12 protein-coding genes are annotated in these 18,808 nt (G+C 67.5%); 8 read left to right on the top strand and 4 right to left on the bottom strand.

Annotated features, from left to right (window positions below):
* Position 1 precedes the first annotated feature (1 nt).
* Positions 2 to 412 carry an alternative ribosome rescue aminoacyl-tRNA hydrolase ArfB gene (gene arfB / locus PSEK12I1_RS0110150; protein ID WP_037007065.1) on the top strand — a complete coding sequence of 137 codons (411 nt, stop codon included), beginning with the start codon at positions 2 to 4 and terminating at the stop codon, positions 410 to 412.
* Between the two features lie 18 nt (positions 413 to 430).
* Here arfB and PSEK12I1_RS0110155 read toward each other — a convergent pair whose 3' ends face one another.
* A complete protein-coding gene (locus PSEK12I1_RS0110155; protein WP_027598385.1) occupies positions 431 to 1,276 on the bottom strand; it encodes a universal stress protein in 846 nt (281 codons plus the stop codon).
* Between the two features lie 60 nt (positions 1,277 to 1,336).
* Positions 1,337 to 2,797 (bottom strand): SulP family inorganic anion transporter, encoded by a 1,461-nt coding sequence (locus PSEK12I1_RS0110160; RefSeq protein ID WP_027601446.1) that lies wholly within the window; start codon positions 2,795 to 2,797, stop codon positions 1,337 to 1,339.
* A gap of 459 nt (positions 2,798 to 3,256) precedes the next feature.
* Between PSEK12I1_RS0110160 and fdnG the strand changes: the two genes are divergently transcribed.
* The 7 genes from fdnG (at position 3,257) to PSEK12I1_RS0110200 (ending at position 17,032) form a co-directional block, all read left to right on the top strand.
* Entirely contained in the window at positions 3,257 to 6,337 is a 3,081-nt protein-coding gene (fdnG, locus tag PSEK12I1_RS0110170; protein ID WP_155951361.1) for a formate dehydrogenase-N subunit alpha, read from the top strand.
* Positions 6,337 to 7,296: a formate dehydrogenase subunit beta gene (fdxH, locus tag PSEK12I1_RS0110175; RefSeq protein WP_027601448.1), complete on the top strand. Its 960-nt coding sequence runs from the start codon at positions 6,337 to 6,339 to the stop codon at positions 7,294 to 7,296. Before fdnG ends, fdxH begins: the two co-directional genes overlap by 1 nt.
* A 46-nt stretch (positions 7,297 to 7,342) precedes the next feature.
* Entirely contained in the window at positions 7,343 to 7,966 is a 624-nt protein-coding gene (locus PSEK12I1_RS0110180; RefSeq protein WP_007162369.1) for a formate dehydrogenase subunit gamma, read from the top strand.
* Between the two features lie 172 nt (positions 7,967 to 8,138).
* Positions 8,139 to 9,056, top strand: coding sequence for a formate dehydrogenase accessory protein FdhE (fdhE, locus tag PSEK12I1_RS0110185; protein WP_027601449.1), 918 nt, complete (start codon positions 8,139 to 8,141; stop codon positions 9,054 to 9,056).
* 495 nt (positions 9,057 to 9,551) lie between these two features.
* Positions 9,552 to 11,813: a catalase/peroxidase HPI gene (gene katG / locus PSEK12I1_RS0110190; RefSeq protein ID WP_027601450.1), complete on the top strand. Its 2,262-nt coding sequence runs from the start codon at positions 9,552 to 9,554 to the stop codon at positions 11,811 to 11,813.
* 232 nt (positions 11,814 to 12,045) lie between these two features.
* A complete protein-coding gene (locus PSEK12I1_RS0110195) occupies positions 12,046 to 16,041 on the top strand; it encodes a Pls/PosA family non-ribosomal peptide synthetase (protein WP_027601451.1) in 3,996 nt (1,331 codons plus the stop codon).
* A 67-nt stretch (positions 16,042 to 16,108) separates the two neighbouring features.
* Positions 16,109 to 17,032, top strand: coding sequence for an SdiA-regulated domain-containing protein (locus tag PSEK12I1_RS0110200; protein ID WP_027601452.1), 924 nt, complete (start codon positions 16,109 to 16,111; stop codon positions 17,030 to 17,032).
* Here the strand turns inward: PSEK12I1_RS0110200 and PSEK12I1_RS0110205 are convergent, their stop codons facing one another.
* Together PSEK12I1_RS0110205 and PSEK12I1_RS0110210 are read right to left on the bottom strand one after the other, a co-directional pair.
* Positions 17,033 to 17,557 carry an ankyrin repeat domain-containing protein gene (locus PSEK12I1_RS0110205; RefSeq protein WP_007162373.1) on the bottom strand — a complete coding sequence of 175 codons (525 nt, stop codon included), beginning with the start codon at positions 17,555 to 17,557 and terminating at the stop codon, positions 17,033 to 17,035.
* 154 nt (positions 17,558 to 17,711) lie between these two features.
* Positions 17,712 to 18,803, bottom strand: coding sequence for a hypothetical protein (locus PSEK12I1_RS0110210; protein ID WP_027601453.1), 1,092 nt, complete (start codon positions 18,801 to 18,803; stop codon positions 17,712 to 17,714).
* Positions 18,804 to 18,808: the final 5 nt, after the last annotated feature.

Below are 18,808 nucleotides of genomic sequence, written 5' to 3' on the forward strand. Positions count from 1 at the left end.
CCTGGTCATCGACGAGCGTCTGACGCTGCCGGAGCAGGAAATCCAGCTCACCGCGGTGCGCGCCCAGGGCGCGGGTGGCCAGAACGTCAACAAGGTCTCCAGCGCCGTTCACCTGAGATTCGACATCCAGGCCTCGTCGCTGCCGGAAGCGCTCAAGGCGCGCCTGCTGGCCTTGCGCGACCAGCGCATCAGCCGCGACGGCGTGGTGGTGATCAAGGCGCAGCAATACCGCACCCAGGAGCAGAATCGCGCCGATGCCCTGGAGCGCCTGGCCGCGCTGATCGCCGCCGCCAACGTCCAGGAAAAGCCACGGCGACCCACCAAGCCCACCTACGGCTCCAAGCAGCGCCGACTGGAGGGCAAGTCGCGTCGCAGCGGCCTCAAGGCCAGTCGCGGACGGGTGGATTTCTAGGGTGCGCGCGAGCCTGAGCTAGCGCACCACGATCAGCGCACTGCCGGCGGCTTCCAGCATGTTGCGGGTGTTGCTGCCCATGAAGAAGTGGCGCAGGCGGGAGTGGCCGAAGGCGCCCATCACCACCAGCTCGAGACCGTGCTGCTTGCGATAACGCTCCAGGCCCAGCTCCACGTCGCCGTCGGTGATGGCGGTGGTGACCGTGCGGCCCCGGGCTCTGAGTTCGTCGGCGGCGCGGGCGAGGGCGACGCGGCGTTCTTCGCGGTCGCGGCCAACCGTCACCAGGTGGCAGGCCAGGCCGTCGAACAGTCGGCAGTTGGCCACCCAGGTCACCGCCTTGCGGGCGCTGCTGCTGTCGTCATAGGCCAGCAGCACGCCGTCGGGTTTGACGAACAGGTGGCCGGCCACCAACAGCGGGCGATGCAGGAGGCGGATGGCGCTCTCCAAATGGCGACCGATCAGCCGCTTGGGCGGGCTGTCCTCGCCCTGGCGGCCCAGCACGATGAGATCGAAATCCTCCTGCAGACTCTCCAGCGAACCTATCAGGTCACCGTGCTGCAGCACGGCGCCGGCGCAGCGGGCCTGCTGCTCCTCTACCCGCAACTGGGCGGCATCGAGCAGCAGCCGACCCTGGTCTTCGGCGAGATTGCCGCGCTGGGCGTCCAGGGCGGCCAGCTCGGTGAGCAGGTGTTCGCGGTTGACCAGCAGCGGCGGCGTGGCCTGGCCCGGCCGCGGGAAGCGGCGCTGATCCAGTACATGCAGCAGGGTGAGCGGGGCATCCAGGGCGAGGCCCGCCCAGGCGGCGAAGTCGCAGACGGCGGCGCTGACGGCCGAGCCGTCGAGGCAGGCAAGGATCTTGGACATGGCCGCGGATCTCCGGGAGCAGGACATTGCTGGGAAAGACCCGGCGGCGCCGTCCGGGGTTCAATCGCCGAGGGCGAGGTCGTCCGTCACCCCGCCGCGACGCAGCAGCTGCTTGCAGCGTTGCGACAGGTGCAGCACCCGCACCCGCTTGCCGGCCTTGGCATAGCGTTCGTGCAGGGTGCGCAGCGCCGCCACCGCGGAGTAGTCGACGAAACTCAGGTGGCGGCAGTCCACCACGACCTTCGCGGGATCGCCGGCCGGATCGAACTGGTTGAGAAAGGTGGCGGTGGAGGCGAAGAACAGGGTGCCGTGCACCTGGTACCTCTTGCTGCCATCGGCCTCCAGGTGGCTGTCGGCATAGAGCCGGCGGGCGTGCTGCCAGGCGAAGTTGAGCGCGGCCAGGACGATGCCGCAGAGCACCGCGGTGGCGAGATCGGCGAAGACGGTGATCACGGTGACGGCGACGATCATCAGCATGTCGCTGCGCGGTACCCGGTGCAGCACCCGCAGCGAGGCCCAGGCAAAGGTCTGCTGGGCGACCACGAACATGGTGCCGACCAGCGCCGCCAGGGGAATGCGCTCGATCAGCGGCGAGAGAAACAGCACGAAGAGCAGCATCAGCACGCCGGCGACCACCCCCGACAGCCGGCCACGGCCACCGGAACTCAGGTTGATCATGGTCTGGCCGATCATGGCGCAACCGCCCATGCCGCCGAACAGCCCCGAGGCCAGGTTGGCCGCGCCGAGCGCCACGCACTCGCGATTGGGGCGGCCGCGGCTCTCAGTGATTTCGTCGGTGAGATTCAGCGTCAGCAGGGTCTCCAGCAGGCCGACCAGGGCCATCAGCACCGCATAGGGCAGGATGATCTGCAGGGTTTCCAGACTCCAGGGGATGTCGGGCAGCGCCAGCCGCGGCAGGCCGCCGGCGATATGGGCCATGTCGCCCAGGGTACGGGTCGGCAGGTCGAGGAAGTGCACCGCCAGGCCGACGCCGAGGATGGCGGCCAGGGCCGGCGGCACGGCGCGGGTCAGGCGCGGCAGGAGCCAGATGATGGCCATGGTCGCTGCGGTCAGGCCGATCATCAGATACAGCGGGGTACCGCTGAGCCAGGTCTCGCCCTGCTTGAAGTGCTCCAGCTGGGCCAGGGCGATGACGATGGCCAGGCCGTTGACGAACCCCAGCATCACCGGGTGCGGCACCATGCGGATCAGCTTGCCCAGGCGCAGAAGACCGAAGCCGATCATCAGCAGGCCGCCGAGCACCACCGTGGCCAGCAGGTACTGCACGCCGTGCTGCACCACCAGGGCGATGATGACCACCGCCATGGAGCCGGCGGCGCCGGAGACCATGCCGGGGCGGCCACCGAAGAGGGCGGTGAGGGTACAGATGAAAAAGGCGCCATAGAGCCCCATCAGCGGGTTGAGATGGGCGACCAGGGCGAAGGCGATGCACTCGGGCACCAGGGCGAAGGACGTGGTGAGACCGGCCAGGATGTCGGCGCGGGGAGAGACACTTTTCATGGCGTATCCAGAACGGGCGATGGCGCGGCGGGGCGCGATCGCGGAGAGACGACAGGGCAGCAAGACACGGGCAGCCGCCGCAGGGGCGGTTACCGGGGGAGGGGTGGTGCTATGGCGGCGTCGGCAGGCGCTTGGACATGGTGAAGGGGTCCGAGGCATCGCGAGTAAAGTTAGCGAGCTTAGCATGACTTTCCGGCGCTGCCGAATCGACGGGATCGGCGGACCGCTCTACCGGACGCCTTTCGCCAGGCCCTGACCTTGCACATCCGCTGGATAAGCAGTCGCGATCCGCTGCCCACTCGCTACCCCGTTCGTCAGACCGCGGCGGATCAGGAGACGAAAGGCCGACTTCCATTGATCGGCGACAACAGCGAAGCGCTCGATAAGCCAAACGGTTGAGTTACTCTCTGTGCAGGGGCCGGCTACGCACCGGACCCAGCCTGAACGAGGATAAGAACCGTGGATATGAACCGTCGGCAATTCTTCAAGGTCGCTGGAGTCGGCCTTGCGGGATCCAGCCTGGCGGCGTTAGGCATGGCTCCCACAGCCGCCTTTGCCGACCAGGTGCGCCATTTCAAACTGGCGCACACCGTGGAAACCCGTAACACCTGTCCCTACTGCTCGGTCGGCTGCGGCCTGATCATGTACAGCATGGGCGACCGGGCCAAGAACGTGGCCCAGAACATCATTCACATCGAGGGCGACGCCGACCACCCGGTCAATCGCGGCACCCTCTGCCCGAAGGGCGCTGGCCTGCTGGATTTCATCCACAGCCCCAATCGCCTCAAGTACCCCGAAGTCCGCAAGCCCGGCAGCAACGAGTGGACCCGCATCAGCTGGGACGAGGCGCTCGGGCGCATCGCCACCCTGATGAAGGAAGACCGCGATGCCAACTTCATCGCCACCAACGACAAGGGCCAGACGGTCAATCGCTGGCTGACCACGGGCTTCCTGGCCGCCTCGGCGTCCTCCAATGAAACCGGTTATCTGACGCACAAGATCGCACGGAGTCTGGGCCTGCTGGCCTTCGACAACCAGGCGCGCGTCTGACACGGCCCGACGGTGGCAGGTCTTGCCCCGACGTTTGGCCGTGGTGCGATGACGAATCATTGGAGCGACATCAAGAACGCCAATCTCGTCCTCATCATGGGCGGCAATGCCGCTGAAGCCCATCCGTGCGGCTTCAAATGGGTCACCGAAGCCAAGGCGCACAACAACGCCCGGCTGATCGTGGTCGATCCGCGTTTCACCCGTTCCGCCTCGGTGGCGGATTACTACGCGCCGATCCGTACCGGCAGCGACATCGCTTTCCTGGGCGGGCTGATCAATTACCTGATCACGAACGACAAGATCCAGCAGGAGTACGTCCGCAACTACACCGACGCCGGCTTCCTGGTGAAGGAAGGCTTCACCTTCGAGGACGGTCTGTACAACGGCTACGATGCGGAGAAGCGCACCTACACCGACAAGGTGAACTGGGGCTATCAGATCGGCGACGACGGCTTCGTCAAGATCGATCCGACCCTGCAGGATCCGCGCTGCGTCTTCCAGCTGATGAAGCAGCACTACAGCCGCTACACCCTGGAGGTGGCCAGCCAGACCTGCGGCACGCCGCCCGAGGCGATCCAGAAAGTCTGGGCGGAAATCGCCGAGACCTCGGCGCCCGGTCGCGTCATGACCATCCTCTATGCCCTGGGCTGGACCCAGCACTCCATCGGCGCGCAGATCATCCGCTGCGGTGCCATGGTGCAACTGCTGCTGGGCAACATCGGCATGCCCGGTGGCGGCATGAACGCCCTGCGCGGTCACTCCAATATCCAGGGCCTCACCGACCTGGGCCTGTTGTCGATCCAACTGCCCGGCTACCTGACCATCGGCGGCGACGGCGAGCAGGACTACAACGCCTTCATCACCAAGCGCGCCAGCAAGCCGCTGCGCCCGGGGCAGCTGAGCTACTGGCAGAACTACGGCAAGTTTCACGTCAGCCTGATGAAGGCCTGGTACGGCGACAAGGCCACCAAGGACAACGACTGGTGCTACCACTGGTTGCCCAAGGTCGATGTCACCGGTGCCGGCTACGACGTCCTGCGCTACTTCGACATGATGGGCAAGGGCCAGGTCAACGGCTATGTCTGCCAGGGCTTCAACCCCATCGCCGCCTTCCCCAACAAGGCCAAGGTGATGCGCGGGCTGTCCAAGCTCAAGTGGCTGGTGATCATGGATCCCCTGGCCACCGAGACCTCCGAGTTCTGGCGCAACCACGGCGATCACAACGATGTGAACACCGCCGAGATCCAGACCGAGGTGTTCCGCCTGCCCACCACCTGCTTCGCCGAGGAAGACGGCTCCCTGGTCAACTCCAGCCGCTGGCTGCAGTGGCACTACAAGGGTGCCGAGGCACCCGGCGAAGGGCGCAGCGACATCGCCATCATGTCCGAGCTGTTCCTCAAGCTGCGCGAGGCCTATGCCAGGGAGGGCGGGGCCTTCCCCGATCCCATCCTGGGGCTGTCCTGGCCCTACGCCAAGCCCGAGGAGCCGGCACCGGAAGAACTCGCCAAGGAGTTCAACGGCTACGCCGTCACCGATGTGCTGGATGCCAAGGGCGCGGTCTCGGCCAAGGCCGGCCAGCAACTCGCCGGTTTCGGCCAGTTGATGGACGATGGCAGCACGGCCTCGGGTTGCTGGATCTTCTGCGGGTCCTGGACCGAGCAGGGCAACCAGATGGCGCGGCGCGACAACAGCGATCCCTTCCACATGGGGCAGACCCTGGGCTGGGCCTGGTCGTGGCCGAACAACAGACGCATCCTCTACAACCGGGCTTCTTCGGATCTCCAGGGCAAGCCCTGGGACGCGAGCAAGAAGCTGGTGTGGTGGAACGACAAGGCGCAGAAGTGGGGCGGTACCGACGTGCCCGACTACAAGATCGACGCCAAGCCGGCCGATGGCATGAGTCCCTTCATCATGAACCCCGAAGGGGTGGCGCGCTTCTTCGCCCTGGACAAGATGGCTGAAGGGCCCTTCCCGGAGCACTACGAGCCGTTCGAGACCCCCATCGGCGTCAACCCGCTGCACCCCAACAACCGCAAGGCCCTCAACAGCCCGGCGGCGCGGGTGCTCAAGGACGACTGGGCGGACTTCGGTGATCGCAAGGATTTCCCCTATGCGGCCACCACCTACCGCCTGACCGAGCACTTCCACTACTGGAGCAAGCACTGCCGCCTCAACGCCATCATCCAGCCGGAGCAATTCGTCGAGATCGGCGAGGTGCTGGCCAAGCAGAAGGGCATCGCCGCCGGCGATCTGGTGCGCGTCACCTCCAAGCGCGGCCACATCGTCTGCAAGGCGGTGGTGACCAAGCGGATCCGTCCGCTGCAGGTCAACGGCGAGACGGTGCACCACGTCGGCATCCCCATCCACTGGGGCTTCTCCGGTGTGGCGCGGATGGGTTATCTGGCCAACACCCTGACCCCCTTCGTGGGTGACGGGAACACCCAGACACCCGAGTTCAAGTCGTTCCTCGTCAACGTGGAGAAAGCGTGATGGCCAGTCAGGATATCTATGCCCGCTCCGCGACCACCACGGCCTACACCTCGGTGCGCACCCAGGCGGAAGTGGCCAAGCTGATCGACGTGTCCAAGTGCATCGGCTGCAAGGCCTGCCAGGTCGCCTGCTCGGAATGGAACGAGTTGCGCGACGAGGTGGGCCACACCCACGGCACCTACGACAACCCGGCGGACCTCACCGCGGACTCCTGGACGCTGATGCGCTTCACCGAGCACGAGGACGAGGCCGGCAAGCTGGAGTGGCTGATCCGCAAGGACGGCTGCATGCACTGCGCCGAGCCGGGTTGCCTCAAGGCCTGTCCGAGTCCGGGGGCCATCGTCAAGTACGCCAACGGCATCGTCGACTTCAACCAGGACCACTGCATCGGTTGCGGCTACTGCATCGCCGGTTGTCCCTTCGATATCCCGCGGATCTCGAAGAAGGACAACAAGGCCTACAAGTGCTCGCTGTGTTCGGACCGGGTCGGGGTCGGCCTGGAACCGGCCTGCGTGAAGACCTGCCCGACCGGCGCCATCACCTTCGGCACCAAGGACGCCATGAAGGAGCACGCCGCCGAGCGCATCGTCGATCTCAAGAGCCGCGGCTACGAGAACGCCGGTCTGTACGACCCGGCTGGGGTAGGGGGCACCCACGTCATGTACGTGCTGCACCATGCCGACCAGCCGCAGCTGTACAACCACCTGCCCAAGGACCCGACCATCAGCCCCACGGTGGGCCTGTGGAAGGGCTTCACCAAGCCCCTGGCGCTGTTCGCCATGGGCGCGGCGGTGCTGGCCGGCTTCTTCCACTACGTGCGTGTCGGCCCCAACCGGACCGACGACGACGACGAGGTGGTCGAGGCGCCGCCCCGTCCCGAGGGCGATGCGCCCAGGGGCGAGGTCAAGCAGCTGAGTCCGTCCGTGCAGATCTTCGATCCGCACGACAAGCAGCCCTAGCAGGGGTACGCCCCCGGCTTGGCCGGGGGCGTCCTGGGAGATCGAGATGAAACCTGAAATCCAGCGTTACAACGCCAACGAGCGGACCAACCACTGGATCGTGGCGATCCTGTTCTTCATGGCCGGGCTGTCGGGACTGGCGCTGTTCCATCCCGCGCTGTTCTGGCTTTCGAACCTGTTCGGCGGCGGCACCTGGACGCGCATCCTGCACCCCTTCATGGGTGTGGCGATGTTCGTGTTCTTCGCCTTTCTGGTGATCCGCTTCTGGCGGCACAACAAGATCGGTCGCGAGGACGCCCAGTGGCTCAAGCAGATCAACGACGTCCTGAACAACCGCGAGGAAAAGCTGCCGCCGATCGACAAGTACAACCCCGGGCAGAAGATCCTGTTCTGGGTGCTGCTGGCCTGCATGCTGGTGCTGCTGGTCAGCGGCGTGGTCATCTGGCGGCAGTACTTCGCCCACCTGTTCCCCATCCCGGTGATCCGCCTGGGCGCCCTGGCCCATGCCGTCGCCGCCTTCGTGCTGGTACTGTCGATCATCGTGCACATCTATGCCGGGATCTGGATCAAGGGTTCGGTGACCGCGATGATGACCGGCTGGGTGAGCCGGGCCTGGGCGAAGAAGCACCACTCGCTGTGGTACGAGAAGGTCACCCGCGAGAAGAAGTGAGCCCTTTGCTGTTGGGCTTCGCTGCGCTCAACCCCACCTACCGGATGAGGTGCGCGGCATTTTGCCCCCTCTCCCTCCGGGAGAGGGTTGGGGTGAGGGCAGCGAAGCCCGCACCCCAACCCGCCCGCTATCCTGAATCCTCTCTTCCACCGTTCTGCTAAGGAGCCCTGCCATGGCGGGCCAGATCCTCGAGCCCGGCGAAATCGAAGCCGCGGCCGTCAATCCCGATTTCATCCTGCTGCCCGGTGGCGAGCTGTTCGGCTATCGCGCCGACCGCCTGCGCCTGCTGGCCACCGGCAATGCCCTGGGCGACTACCTGTTGCTGATGGCCGAGGTGTGCGAGGCCCAGCAAGGCGTCTTCGACCGCCTCGCGCCCCTGCCGTTGGACGAGGCGCGCAGCGCCCGGAGTCTGCAGCACGGCCTGCCAGCCCTGGGCTACGACACCCTGGTCCGCGAAGGCGACTGGCTGCCCGCGCTGGATGCCCTGCTGGAGACCCTCACGCTCTCTCAGGCGCCGGTGCAGGCCGCCCTGGACGAATTGCGCCAGGCCGACGCGGGCCAGCGCAAGGCCTGGGCCATCGCCCTGCTGGCGGGCAGCTACGAGCTGGTGCCGGCCGGCGTGGTGCCCTTTCTCGGCGCCGCCCTGCAGGTGGCCTGGACCCACTGGCTGCAGCGCAGCGACTTCAGCGCCCTGCGCGAACAGGGCAGCCAGACGGCCTGCCCCTGCTGCGGCGCGCCGCCCATGGCCGGCGTCATCCATCACCTGGGCAAGGCCAATGGCCTGAGGTACCTCACCTGTTCGCTGTGCGCCTGCGAATGGCACTTCGTGCGGGTCAAGTGCAGCCACTGCGAGACCGGCAAGGGCCTGGGCTACTACTCCCTGACCACCGACGACGCCAACGCCCAGAAGGCCCCGCTGCGCGCCGAGACCTGTGCCTACTGCAAGACCTACCTCAAGCACCTCTATCGCGACCACGACGCCCGCAGCGAACCCCTGTCCGCCGACCTCGCCAGCCTGGCGCTGGACGTGCGCCTGGCGGAAGAGGGCTACGAGCGCCACGCGCCCAACCTGCTGTTCGCCCCGGGCTAGACCGGGCATGGCGACCGCCCGGGGCAGGGCGGTCGCCGTTCCTTCTGTTTCCGCATATGGCGCGCTGCTCCGCCCGGGCCTCTGTAGGCACACGCTCTCCGGTTGCGCTTCGTGAAGCCAAGCCGCGCGAACCTCGGCGAAGCGGTCGCCAACGTTGCTTATCGCGCCAAGAGTCGCTCGAGGATGCCCTGTCACCTCCGGGTCATCTTGCAGAGCCAGTCTATCGAGGGGCACAAAACCTTCTATCACGCCGGGCGGCGAAGCCGTCTAGTATGGAGATTGCGCCGCTTCGTCGGTGTGCCCATCTGATGAGGGGATAACAATGACCGCAACGTCCGCTTCGCCCATGGTGGGGCTCTCTCCGGAGCCGGCTCGACGCCGGCATCGGTGTCTGTCGAGCCCCTAGGCCGACGCGACCGGAACCACGCCTTCTGCAGGCCGTGCTGCTGTCGCGGCTGACAACCGGATGAACAAGACCCTGAGGTAGCCAAGAAGATGTCGACCGAATCCAAGTGCCCGTTCAATCACGCCGCCGGCGGCGGTACCACCAACAAGGATTGGTGGCCGAACCAGCTCAATCTCAACTTCCTGCACCAGCATTCCTCGCTCTCCGATCCCATGGGCGAAGAGTTCGACTACGCCACCGAATTCAAGAGCCTCGACCTGGAAGCGGTAAAGGCCGACCTGCGCGCCGTGATGACCGATTCCCAGGACTGGTGGCCGGCTGACTTCGGTCACTATGGCCCGCTGTTCGTGCGGATGGCCTGGCACAGCGCCGGCACCTATCGCGTCGGTGACGGCCGTGGCGGCGCCGGTCAGGGTCAGCAGCGCTTCGCGCCGCTCAACAGCTGGCCGGACAACGTCAGCCTGGACAAGGCGCGCCGGCTGATCTGGCCGGTCAAGCAGAAGTATGGCCGCAAGATCTCCTGGGCCGATCTCATCGTGCTCACCGGCAACGTTGCCCTGGAATCCATGGGCTTCAAGACCTTCGGCTTTTCCGGCGGTCGCCAGGACGTCTGGGAACCGGACGACGCGGTGTTCTGGGGCTCGGAGACCGTCTGGCTGGGGGGCGATGTCCGCTACGGCGAGCACAAGCAGATGGAGCAGCCCGGTGACGGCGTGCTGACCGCACAGCCCGAGCAGCATCCGGTCGAGCAGAGCCGCAACCTGGGTTCCAGCCGCATGCTGGAGAACCCGCTGGCTGCCGTGCAGATGGGCCTGATCTACGTGAACCCCGAAGGTCCCAACGGCAATCCCGATCCGGTGGCCTCGGCCCACGACATTCGCGAAACCTTTGGCCGCATGGCCATGAACGACGAGGAAACCGTCGCCTTGATCGCCGGCGGCCACGCCTTCGGCAAGACCCACGGTGCGGGCCCGGCCACCAGCGTCGGTGCCGAGCCGGAAGCGGCCGACCTGGAACAGCAGGGCTTCGGCTGGCAGAACAGCTATGGCACCGGCAAGGGCGCCGACACCATCACCAGCGGCCTCGAAGTGACCTGGACCTCCACGCCGACCCGCTGGAGCAACGAATACTTCGAGAACATGTTCAAGTTCGAGTGGGAGCTGTTCAAGAGCCCGGCCGGTGCCCACCAGTGGCGGCCCAAGGACGGCGCCGGTGCCAATGCCGTGCCCGATGCCCACGATCCCAGCAAGCGTCACCAGCCGACCATGCTGACCTCGGACCTGGCGCTGCGCTTCGATCCGGCCTACGAGAAGATCTCCCGCCGCTTCCTGGAAAATCCGGACCAGCTGGCCGATGCCTTCGCCCGTGCCTGGTTCAAGCTGACCCACAGGGACATGGGGCCGCTGGCCCGTTACCTGGGCCCGGAAACCCCGGCCGAGGAGCTGCTCTGGCAGGACCCGCTGCCCAAGGCTGAAGGCGCGCCCCTGGGCGAGGCCGAGGTCAAGGCGCTCAAGGACAAGCTGGCCGCGTCCGGCCTGAGCGTGTCCGAACTGGTCGGCACCGCCTGGGCGGCGGCTTCCACCTTCCGCGGTTCCGACAAGCGCGGCGGGGCCAACGGCGGCCGGCTGCGCCTGGCGCCGCAAAAGGACTGGGCCGTCAACCAGCCGGCGCAACTGGCCAAGGTGCTGGGCGTGCTGGAAGGCATCCAGCGTGACTTCCAAAGGCAGGGCAAGCAGGTGTCCATCGCCGACCTGATCGTGCTGGCCGGTAGCGTCGGGGTGGAAAAGGCCGCCCAGGCGGCGGGCCATTCGATCAGCGTGCCCTTCACCCCGGGCCGCGTGGATGCCTCCCAGGAACAGACCGATGTGCAATCCTTCGGGCACCTGGAGCCCTGGGCCGATGGCTTCCGCAACTACGTGGGCGGGGAGTTCAAGGTCAAGCCGGAATTCCTGCTGGTGGACAAGGCGCATCTGCTGAATCTGACCGCGCCGGAACTGACGGTGCTGCTGGGCGGCCTGCGCGTGCTGGACATCAACGTCGGCGGCGCCAAGCACGGCGTCTTCACGCAGCGGCCGCAGACCCTGACCAACGACTTCTTCGTCAACCTGCTGGACATGGCCACCGAATGGAAGGCCACCGGTCCGGACAAGGCCACCTTCGAAGGTCGCGATCGCAAGACCGGTGCCGTGAAGTGGACCGGTACCCGGGTCGATCTGGTGTTCGGCTCCCACGCCCAGCTGCGCGCCCTGAGCGAGGTCTACGGCAGTGCCGACGCCCAGGAGAAGTTCGTCAAGGACTTCGTCAAGGTCTGGACCAAGGTGATGGAGCTGGATCGTTTCGATCTGCGCTGATCGCCATGCGGTGACGGAAAACGCCTCCTTCGGGAGGCGTTTTTTTTTGGCCTCGCCAGCGACCCGCCGTTCATCCCCGATCAGTGGCGAGTCTCGCGGAGGCCACAGCCTGGAGCTATTCCGGCGCCCCCGGCGCGAGGGTCCGCCAGCCTTAAGCAAACCCTAAGCGCCCCTTAAGGAGCGCGTAACCCGGGAGATACAAACTGCGCTAAACACCCAGAGGCTGTCCCCCATGGAAGCGCTTGCCGAACTCTCCCTCAGTCTGGTCGAAGGCCCCATCCGCCCCGATCTGTGCCGCGATGAAGTCCTCGCCGATCTGTTCGAGGCCACCGCGGCGCGGGCGCCGGAGCGACCCGCCCTGCTCGAAGGCGAGCGCAGCCTGAGCTACGGCGAACTGAACGCCTGGGCCGACCGCGCCGCCTCGCGGCTGCTGGCCGCCGGCGCCGGGCCTGGCCGCGTGGTCGGCCTCTGGCTGCCGCGCGGCATCGAGCTGCTGGTGATGCAGCTGGCCATCGCCAAGACCGGCGCCGCCTGGCTGCCCTGCGATGCCGAAACCCCGGCCGACCGCGTGGCCCTGTGCCTGGAAGACGCCCAGGCGGTAGGCGTGATCACCGGGGCGCCCTTCGCCGATCTGCTGGCGCGCCCCGGGTTGCACTGCTGGACCCCCGACGCGCTGAGCGTCGCCCAGGGCAGCGGCGAAACCCTGCGCCGGCGCGGCCTGGTCTCTCCGGACAATCTGGCCTATCTGATCTACACCTCCGGCTCCACCGGCAAGCCCAAGGGCATCGGCATCCGCCAGGACAGCATCTGCCACTTCCTGCGCAGCGAGAATTCGCTGCTCGGCATCGAAGCCGGCGATCGGGTCTACCAGGGTTTCTCGGTGGCCTTCGACATGTCCTTCGAAGAAATCTGGATCAGCTACCTGGTGGGCGCCACCCTCTGGCTGGCCCCGCGCGAGATCACCGCCGATCCCGAGGCCCTGGCCCGCGCCCTGAGCGCCAATCGCATCAGCGTGCTGCACGTGGTGCCGACCCTGCTGGCGCTGCTGCCGGAAGACGTCCCCAGCCTGCGCCTGATCAACCTGGGCGGCGAGATGTGCCCCGAGCCCCTGGTGGCGCGCTGGAGCCGGCCGCAACGGCGGCTGTTCAACACCTATGGCCCCAGCGAGGCCACCGTCTCGGCGAGTCTGGCGCCGCTGCAACCGGGCGAGCCGGTGACCATCGGCCGGCCGCTGCCCAACTACAGCCTGCTGGTGGTGCCTGCCGATGCCAGCCAGCCGCTGGCGCTGCTGCCGCGCGACCAGGTAGGCGAACTCTGCATCACCGGTCCCGGCGTGGCCGATGGCTACCTGGGCCGCCCGGAGCTGACCGCCGAGAAATTCCTGCCCAATCCCTGGAGCACCGGCAGTCACGATCTCAAGCTCTATCGCACCGGTGACCTGGCGCGGGTCGACGAACACGGGCAGGTGCACTGCCTGGGCCGGGTCGATGACCAGGTGAAGATCCGCGGCTATCGCGTCGAGCTGGGCGAGATCGAAGCCACCCTGGCCCGCCAACCCGGGGTCGGGACCGTGGCCGTGGTGCTGCGCGAAGAGGGCGGCGTGGAGCAACTGGTGGCCTTCCTGGTCGGCGATGGCGGCCCGCTGCCACGCAGCGACCTGCTGCGCACCGAACTGGCCGGCTGCCTGCCGCTGTACATGGTGCCCAGCCGCTTCGAATGGCTCGGCGAGATGCCACGGCTGAATTCCGGCAAGATCGATCGCAAGCAACTGCGGGCCCGCCCCCTGGCCATCGCTGCGGTGGCGCCGGTCGCTCCGGCCAGCGGCGCCTTGGGTGCGCTGCTGGCGGCCACCGCCGAACTCTTCCCCGGTCAGCCGCTGCACGCCGAGATGGATTTCTTCGACGACCTGGGCGGGCACTCGCTGTTCGCCGCCCGGCTGGTCTCGCGCCTGCGCCAGGATCCGCGCTATGCCAGTGCCACGGTCAAGGCGGTCTATGCCGGCCGCACCCTGGGCGCCATCGCCGAGGCCCTGGAGGCCGACGCCGCCGAAGCGGGCGCAACGACGGCCACCGAGGCCTGGGCGCCACCCAGCCGCTGGCGGCGCTGGCGCTGTGGCCTGGCCCAGGCGGTAGCCCTGCCGCCGCTGCTGACCCTGCGCCTGGGCCGCTGGCTGGCGCCCTTCCTGGCCTTCCCGCTGCTGATCCATTCCGGCACCGCGCTGCCCCTGGCGATGCTGACCGCCCTCAGCCTGTTCGTCCTGGCCATCGGCCTGGAATTCGCCGTGGCCGTGGTGGGCAAGCGCCTCACCGGCCGCCTGCAGCCCGGTCGCTATCCGCTCTGGGGACTGACCTACTACCGCTGGTGGCTGGGTGAGCGTTTCCTCGCTCTGGCGCCGGCCTACCTGCTCAGCGGCTCGCCCCTGGCGCGGGGCTGGCTGCGCCTGCTGGGCGCACGCGTCGGCGCCGAAGCCTTCGTCGGCACCCTGACCCTGCGCGTCCCCGAGTTGCTGACCCTGGGGCAGGGCGCCAGCCTGGGCAACGGCGTCAATTTCGAAAACGCCCGGGTGCTGCGCGGCGAATTGCTGCTCGGCGCCGTGACCCTGGGGCGCGAAGCCCAGGTCGGCTCCTATGCCATCCTCGAAGGCGACACCGCCCTCGGTGACGGTGCGCGGCTGCAGGCCCAATCCGCCCTGCGCAGCGGTCAGCGCATCCCGGCCGGCCGCCACTGGGGCGGCGCGCCGGCCCGCGATCAGGGTGCCGCCGGTGCCCGCGTGCTGCCGCCGGCCCCGGTGTCCCGTGCCCAGCGTACCCTGCTCAAGGGCCTCTATGCCCTCAGCGGCCTGGTGGTCTCGGTGCTGTTCTTCATGCCGCTGTTTCCCCTGGCGCTGCTGATCGACGAACTGGAAAGCTTTGGTGGACTACCCTGGTGGCACACCTCTTCGCTGCTGCTCGATGCCCTGCAGTACGGCGTACTGGCCCTGCCGCTGGGCGTGGTCAGCGTCGCCCTGACCCTGCTCGGCTGCGCCCTGGCGCGGCGGCTGATCCTGCCACGCCTGGAAGAAGGCCAGTGGTCGATCGACAGCCTCTTCTACTGGCGCAAGTGGCTGGCCAACCTGATCCAGGAGTCGGCGCTGCAAAGCTTGCAGGGCCTCTATGCCACCGTCTATTCGGCGCTCTGGTATCGCCTGCTGGGTGCCCGGGTCGGTCGCGATGCCGAGATATCCACCGCCCAGGGTCCGGTCTCCTCGCTGCTGGAACTGGGCGCCGAGACCTTTATCGCCGATGCCGTGATGCTCGGTGACGAACAGGTCGCCCAGGGCTGGATGACCCTCAGACGCACCTCCATCGCCCGGCGCAGTTTCGTCGGCAACGGCGCCTATGTCGCCGACGGCTGCCACATCCCCGAAGACGCCCTGATCGGTGTCCTGGGTCGACTCGACGAGGGTGTGCCCCTGCGCCAGGGCGAAACCTGGCTCGGCTCGCCGGCGGTCCGGCTGCCGGCGCGGGAAACCCTCACCGGCTACCCGGAAAGCCTGACCTTCCGCCCGGCCCCCTGGCGCCGGGTGGCGCGTGGCCTGATCGAGGCCCTGCGCATCGTGCTGCCCACCGGCTTCACCGTGGCGGCCGGCTGCGCCATCGCCGAGGCCCTGGTGCCGCTGTGGCAGCAGGGCGCATGGCTGCAACTGCTCGGCGAGACCCTGCTGGCCGGCAGCGCCTTCGCCCTGGCCAGCTTCCTGGTCGTGCTGGGGCTCAAGTGGCTGGTGGTGGGCCGTTATCGCCCGCGTTCGGCGCCCATGTGGACCTTTTTCGTCTGGCGCAGCGAGGCCATCACCAGCCTCTACGAAACCCTGGCGGTGCCCAATCTGCTCGGCACCCTGCGCGGCACGCCCTGGCTGCCGCTGGCGCTGCGCCTGCTCGGCGCCCGCCTGGGCCGCGGCACCTACCTGGATACCACCGACCTCACCGAATTCGACTGCGTGCGCCTCGGTGACCACGGCGAACTCAACGCCCTGGCCGGGCCCCAGACCCATCTGTTCGAAGACCGGGTGATGAAGGTCGGCGAGGTGGAGCTGGGGGCCGGGGTCAATCTGGGGCCGCGCAGCGTGGTGCTCTATGGCGCCCGCGTCGGCGACGACGTGGAACTGGGTCCGCTGTCGCTGGTGATGAAGGGCGAAACCCTGCCGGGTCGCTCGCGCTGGGAGGGTAACCCCGTTCAGCCCCGGCGCTAGCACTGTCACACAACCATAAAGACAGCCCTGGATACTCCGTCCCGTACAACGATGACGGGGCAAGGCGATGACGGCGTGGGTACGACGGATCAGGATCGGACGGACCGGCTGGCTGCTGGGCCTGGCCCTGCTGCTGGCACTGGGGGTGACCCAGGGCCTGCGCAGCAGCCATCTGGACAGCCAGTTGCTGTTCTGGCTCGGCCAGCAGTGGCAGAGCGAACCCCGAACCTCCCTGGAACTGGGTCGCTACCGGGTGGCGGTGGAAGCCAAGCCGGTGGCCGGGGTCACCGAGAATCTGTCCGACCTCAGCTACGACCCGGAACGGGATCGGCTCTGGGCGGTGGTCAACAATCCGCCGGAGTTGCTGGCCCTGAGCCGGGACGGCGAGCTGCTGCAACGCCATCGCCTGGAAGGCTTCGACGACGTCGAAGGCGTGACCTATCTGGGCAACGACCGCCTGCTGCTGGCGGAAGAGGGCGCCAACGCCCTGACCCTGGTAGGCATCCCCGAGGGCGACGACGTGCTCCGGCGCAAGGACTATCGCAGCCTGACCCTGGATCTCTTCCCCCGCGCCAACCAGGGCTTCGAAGGCCTGGACTATGACGCCGCCCGCGATCGCCTGTTCGTGGTCAAGGAGCACTCGCCGCGCAAGCTCTATGAAATCCGTGGCCTGCTCAGGAGCTTCGACGGCGACTTCGCCCTGCGCATCATCGATCGCCAGGCCTGGCTGGACCAGGCGCCCAGCACCGGCGACCTGTCCGCGGTCCATGTCGATCGCCGCACCGGCCACCTGCTGCTGCTCAGCGACGAGTCGCGGGTGCTGATCGAACTCGACGACCAGGGCCATACCCTGGATACCCGTTCCCTGGTGGCGCCCTTCGGCGGCCTGTCACGGCGGATCCGCCAGCCCGAAGGCGTCACCCTGGATACCGCCGGCAACCTCTATGTGGTCAGCGAACCCAATCTGTTCTATCGCTACCAGAAGCGCTGATCAGACGCCGCCCAGTCGCTCCAGCACGGCGGGGGTGTCCTGGGCGCCCATGGCGCGGGCCACGCTCAGCGCCGTGTTGCCGGCGGCGTCCCGGGCCTTGGGGTCGGCGCCGCGGGCGACCAGCAATTCCACCATCTGCACGTGATTGAACATGGCCGCCATCATCAGTGCGGTCTTGCCGTCGGGCATGGCGCCCTCCACGGCGGCGCCGTGCTCCAGCAGCAGTTCGGCCATCGGCAGGTTGTTCTTGAAGGCCGCCCCGGCCAGGGGCGACTGGCCCATGTCGTTGGCGAGGTTCGGATCGGCCCGGTGCTCCAGCAGGACACGACTGGCCTCCAGGTGACCGTGGTAGCTGGCCAGCATCAGCAGGCTGTCGCCCTTGTGATTGCGCAGATTGGGCGTCAGCCCCTTTTCCAGCACCAGGGCCAGCACCTCGGCATTGCCGGTGCGCGCGAGGTTGAACACCTCGGTGGCGAATTCCTGGGCTTCTTCATCGGTCATGCGCTGGGGACCGTCTGCGGTCATGGGGTTCTCCTGGGCTAAAGGCGGGCGGGACCCTCGGGGTCCCGGACGATAGGAGGGCAGACCCGAACGGCAGGAGGGAGTTCTCTCGCGGCGGCGAAACAAGGCCGCCGCACGTGCCTGTATGGCGGACGCGCAGTAGTTTTATAAGCGGCTCTCAGCCGAAGGTGGCGTGGGTCTCGGCATAGGCCTGCAATTCCGCCACGCTGTAGTTGCCGACCATCAGCACCGGGCCATGGGCCGTGCCGATCTGCGCCGGCAGGGTGTCCAGAAAACCACCGGTAGGGGTCACCCCGAGGTTGGTGTATTCGGCGGCCGGCAGATGGAATTCGGCGATCAGGCGCGCCGCTTCGGCGATTCCGGCGGCCACGCTGAGCGGATGCAGGGCCGCCCCTAGCGGATTGACCTGGCCACCGTTGTCGCCGTTGAACAGGTGGCCGACCTTGGCCGCCGCCTGGGTCAGGTCGTGCTGGTCGGCCTGGGCACCGATCAGGAACAGCGAGCCATAGTGGGGCAGGCTGCCGCCACCCTCGGCCTGGCTGACGAAGCTCGGCGCGAAGGGCTGTTCGCCGCGGATGTCGGAGCTGTAGTTGGCTACCGGATCGCCCAGGGTGACCACATTGACGAAATTGCCCCCATGGCCCACGGCCTGAGCATCGCGGGGAATGCCCGAGGCCTCGAAGCTGATGCCGCCGAGACCGGTCTGCTGGGCGACGTAGGCCGCCGAGATGCCACCCAGGGAGTGGCCGGTGACGAAGATGTCCTGGGTGCCATAACCCTGCTTGGCCGCCGCCTCGATGACTTGGTGGGCGAAGTCCAGCGACTGCCGCTGGGCGCTGGAGACCTGCTGGCCGAGGATCTGCAGATCGCTCAGCAGGCCACCGGCGGTGGAGAGGGGATCGATCAGCAGATTCTCGCCTCTAGTGGTGCCGGCATAGGTGATGAGCACCTGGTTCTCGGCGGTGATCCAGGTATGGGCCGTGGCGCCGTTGAGCGAGTTGTGCAGCGTCAGCTGATGGCCATCGACCAGGAACGGCCGCATGCCGTCGGGCGTGCCACCCAGCACGTACTCGCTGATGGCGCCGTTGAGGAATTCGCTGACGGTAGGGGTGCTGGCTGTGTGGGTCTGCGCCAGTGGCGTGGCCGCGGCGCTCTTCAGCGTGTGCAGGTAGGTGAAGTTGCCGAGGCTGACGATGTCGCTGCTGTCGAGCAGGCCATCGCTGGCCCAGAGGGAGGATTTCTTGGACATGACGG

The organism is Pseudomonas sp. MOIL14HWK12:I1 (assembly GCF_000510705.1).
Taxonomy (GTDB): Bacteria; Pseudomonadota; Gammaproteobacteria; order Pseudomonadales; family Pseudomonadaceae; genus Chryseomonas; species Chryseomonas oryzihabitans.

What these genes read in the sequence shown, in the direction of transcription:
- katG (WP_027601450.1), top strand. Translation starts at nt 9,552, where the DNA reads ATGTCGACCGAATCCAAGTGCCCGTTCAATCACGCCGCCGGCGGCGGT.
- fdxH (WP_027601448.1), top strand. Translation starts at nt 6,337, where the DNA reads ATGGCCAGTCAGGATATCTATGCCCGCTCCGCGACCACCACGGCCTAC.
- PSEK12I1_RS0110160 (WP_027601446.1), bottom strand. Translation starts at nt 2,797, where the DNA reads ATGAAAAGTGTCTCTCCCCGCGCCGACATCCTGGCCGGTCTCACCACG.
- PSEK12I1_RS0110200 (WP_027601452.1), top strand. Translation starts at nt 16,109, where the DNA reads ATGACGGCGTGGGTACGACGGATCAGGATCGGACGGACCGGCTGGCTG.
- PSEK12I1_RS0110205 (WP_007162373.1), bottom strand. Translation starts at nt 17,557, where the DNA reads ATGACCGCAGACGGTCCCCAGCGCATGACCGATGAAGAAGCCCAGGAA.
- PSEK12I1_RS0110155 (WP_027598385.1), bottom strand. Translation starts at nt 1,276, where the DNA reads ATGTCCAAGATCCTTGCCTGCCTCGACGGCTCGGCCGTCAGCGCCGCC.
- PSEK12I1_RS0110195 (WP_027601451.1), top strand. Translation starts at nt 12,046, where the DNA reads ATGGAAGCGCTTGCCGAACTCTCCCTCAGTCTGGTCGAAGGCCCCATC.
- PSEK12I1_RS0110210 (WP_027601453.1), bottom strand. Translation starts at nt 18,803, where the DNA reads ATGTCCAAGAAATCCTCCCTCTGGGCCAGCGATGGCCTGCTCGACAGC.
- fdhE (WP_027601449.1), top strand. Translation starts at nt 8,139, where the DNA reads ATGGCGGGCCAGATCCTCGAGCCCGGCGAAATCGAAGCCGCGGCCGTC.
- PSEK12I1_RS0110180 (WP_007162369.1), top strand. Translation starts at nt 7,343, where the DNA reads ATGAAACCTGAAATCCAGCGTTACAACGCCAACGAGCGGACCAACCAC.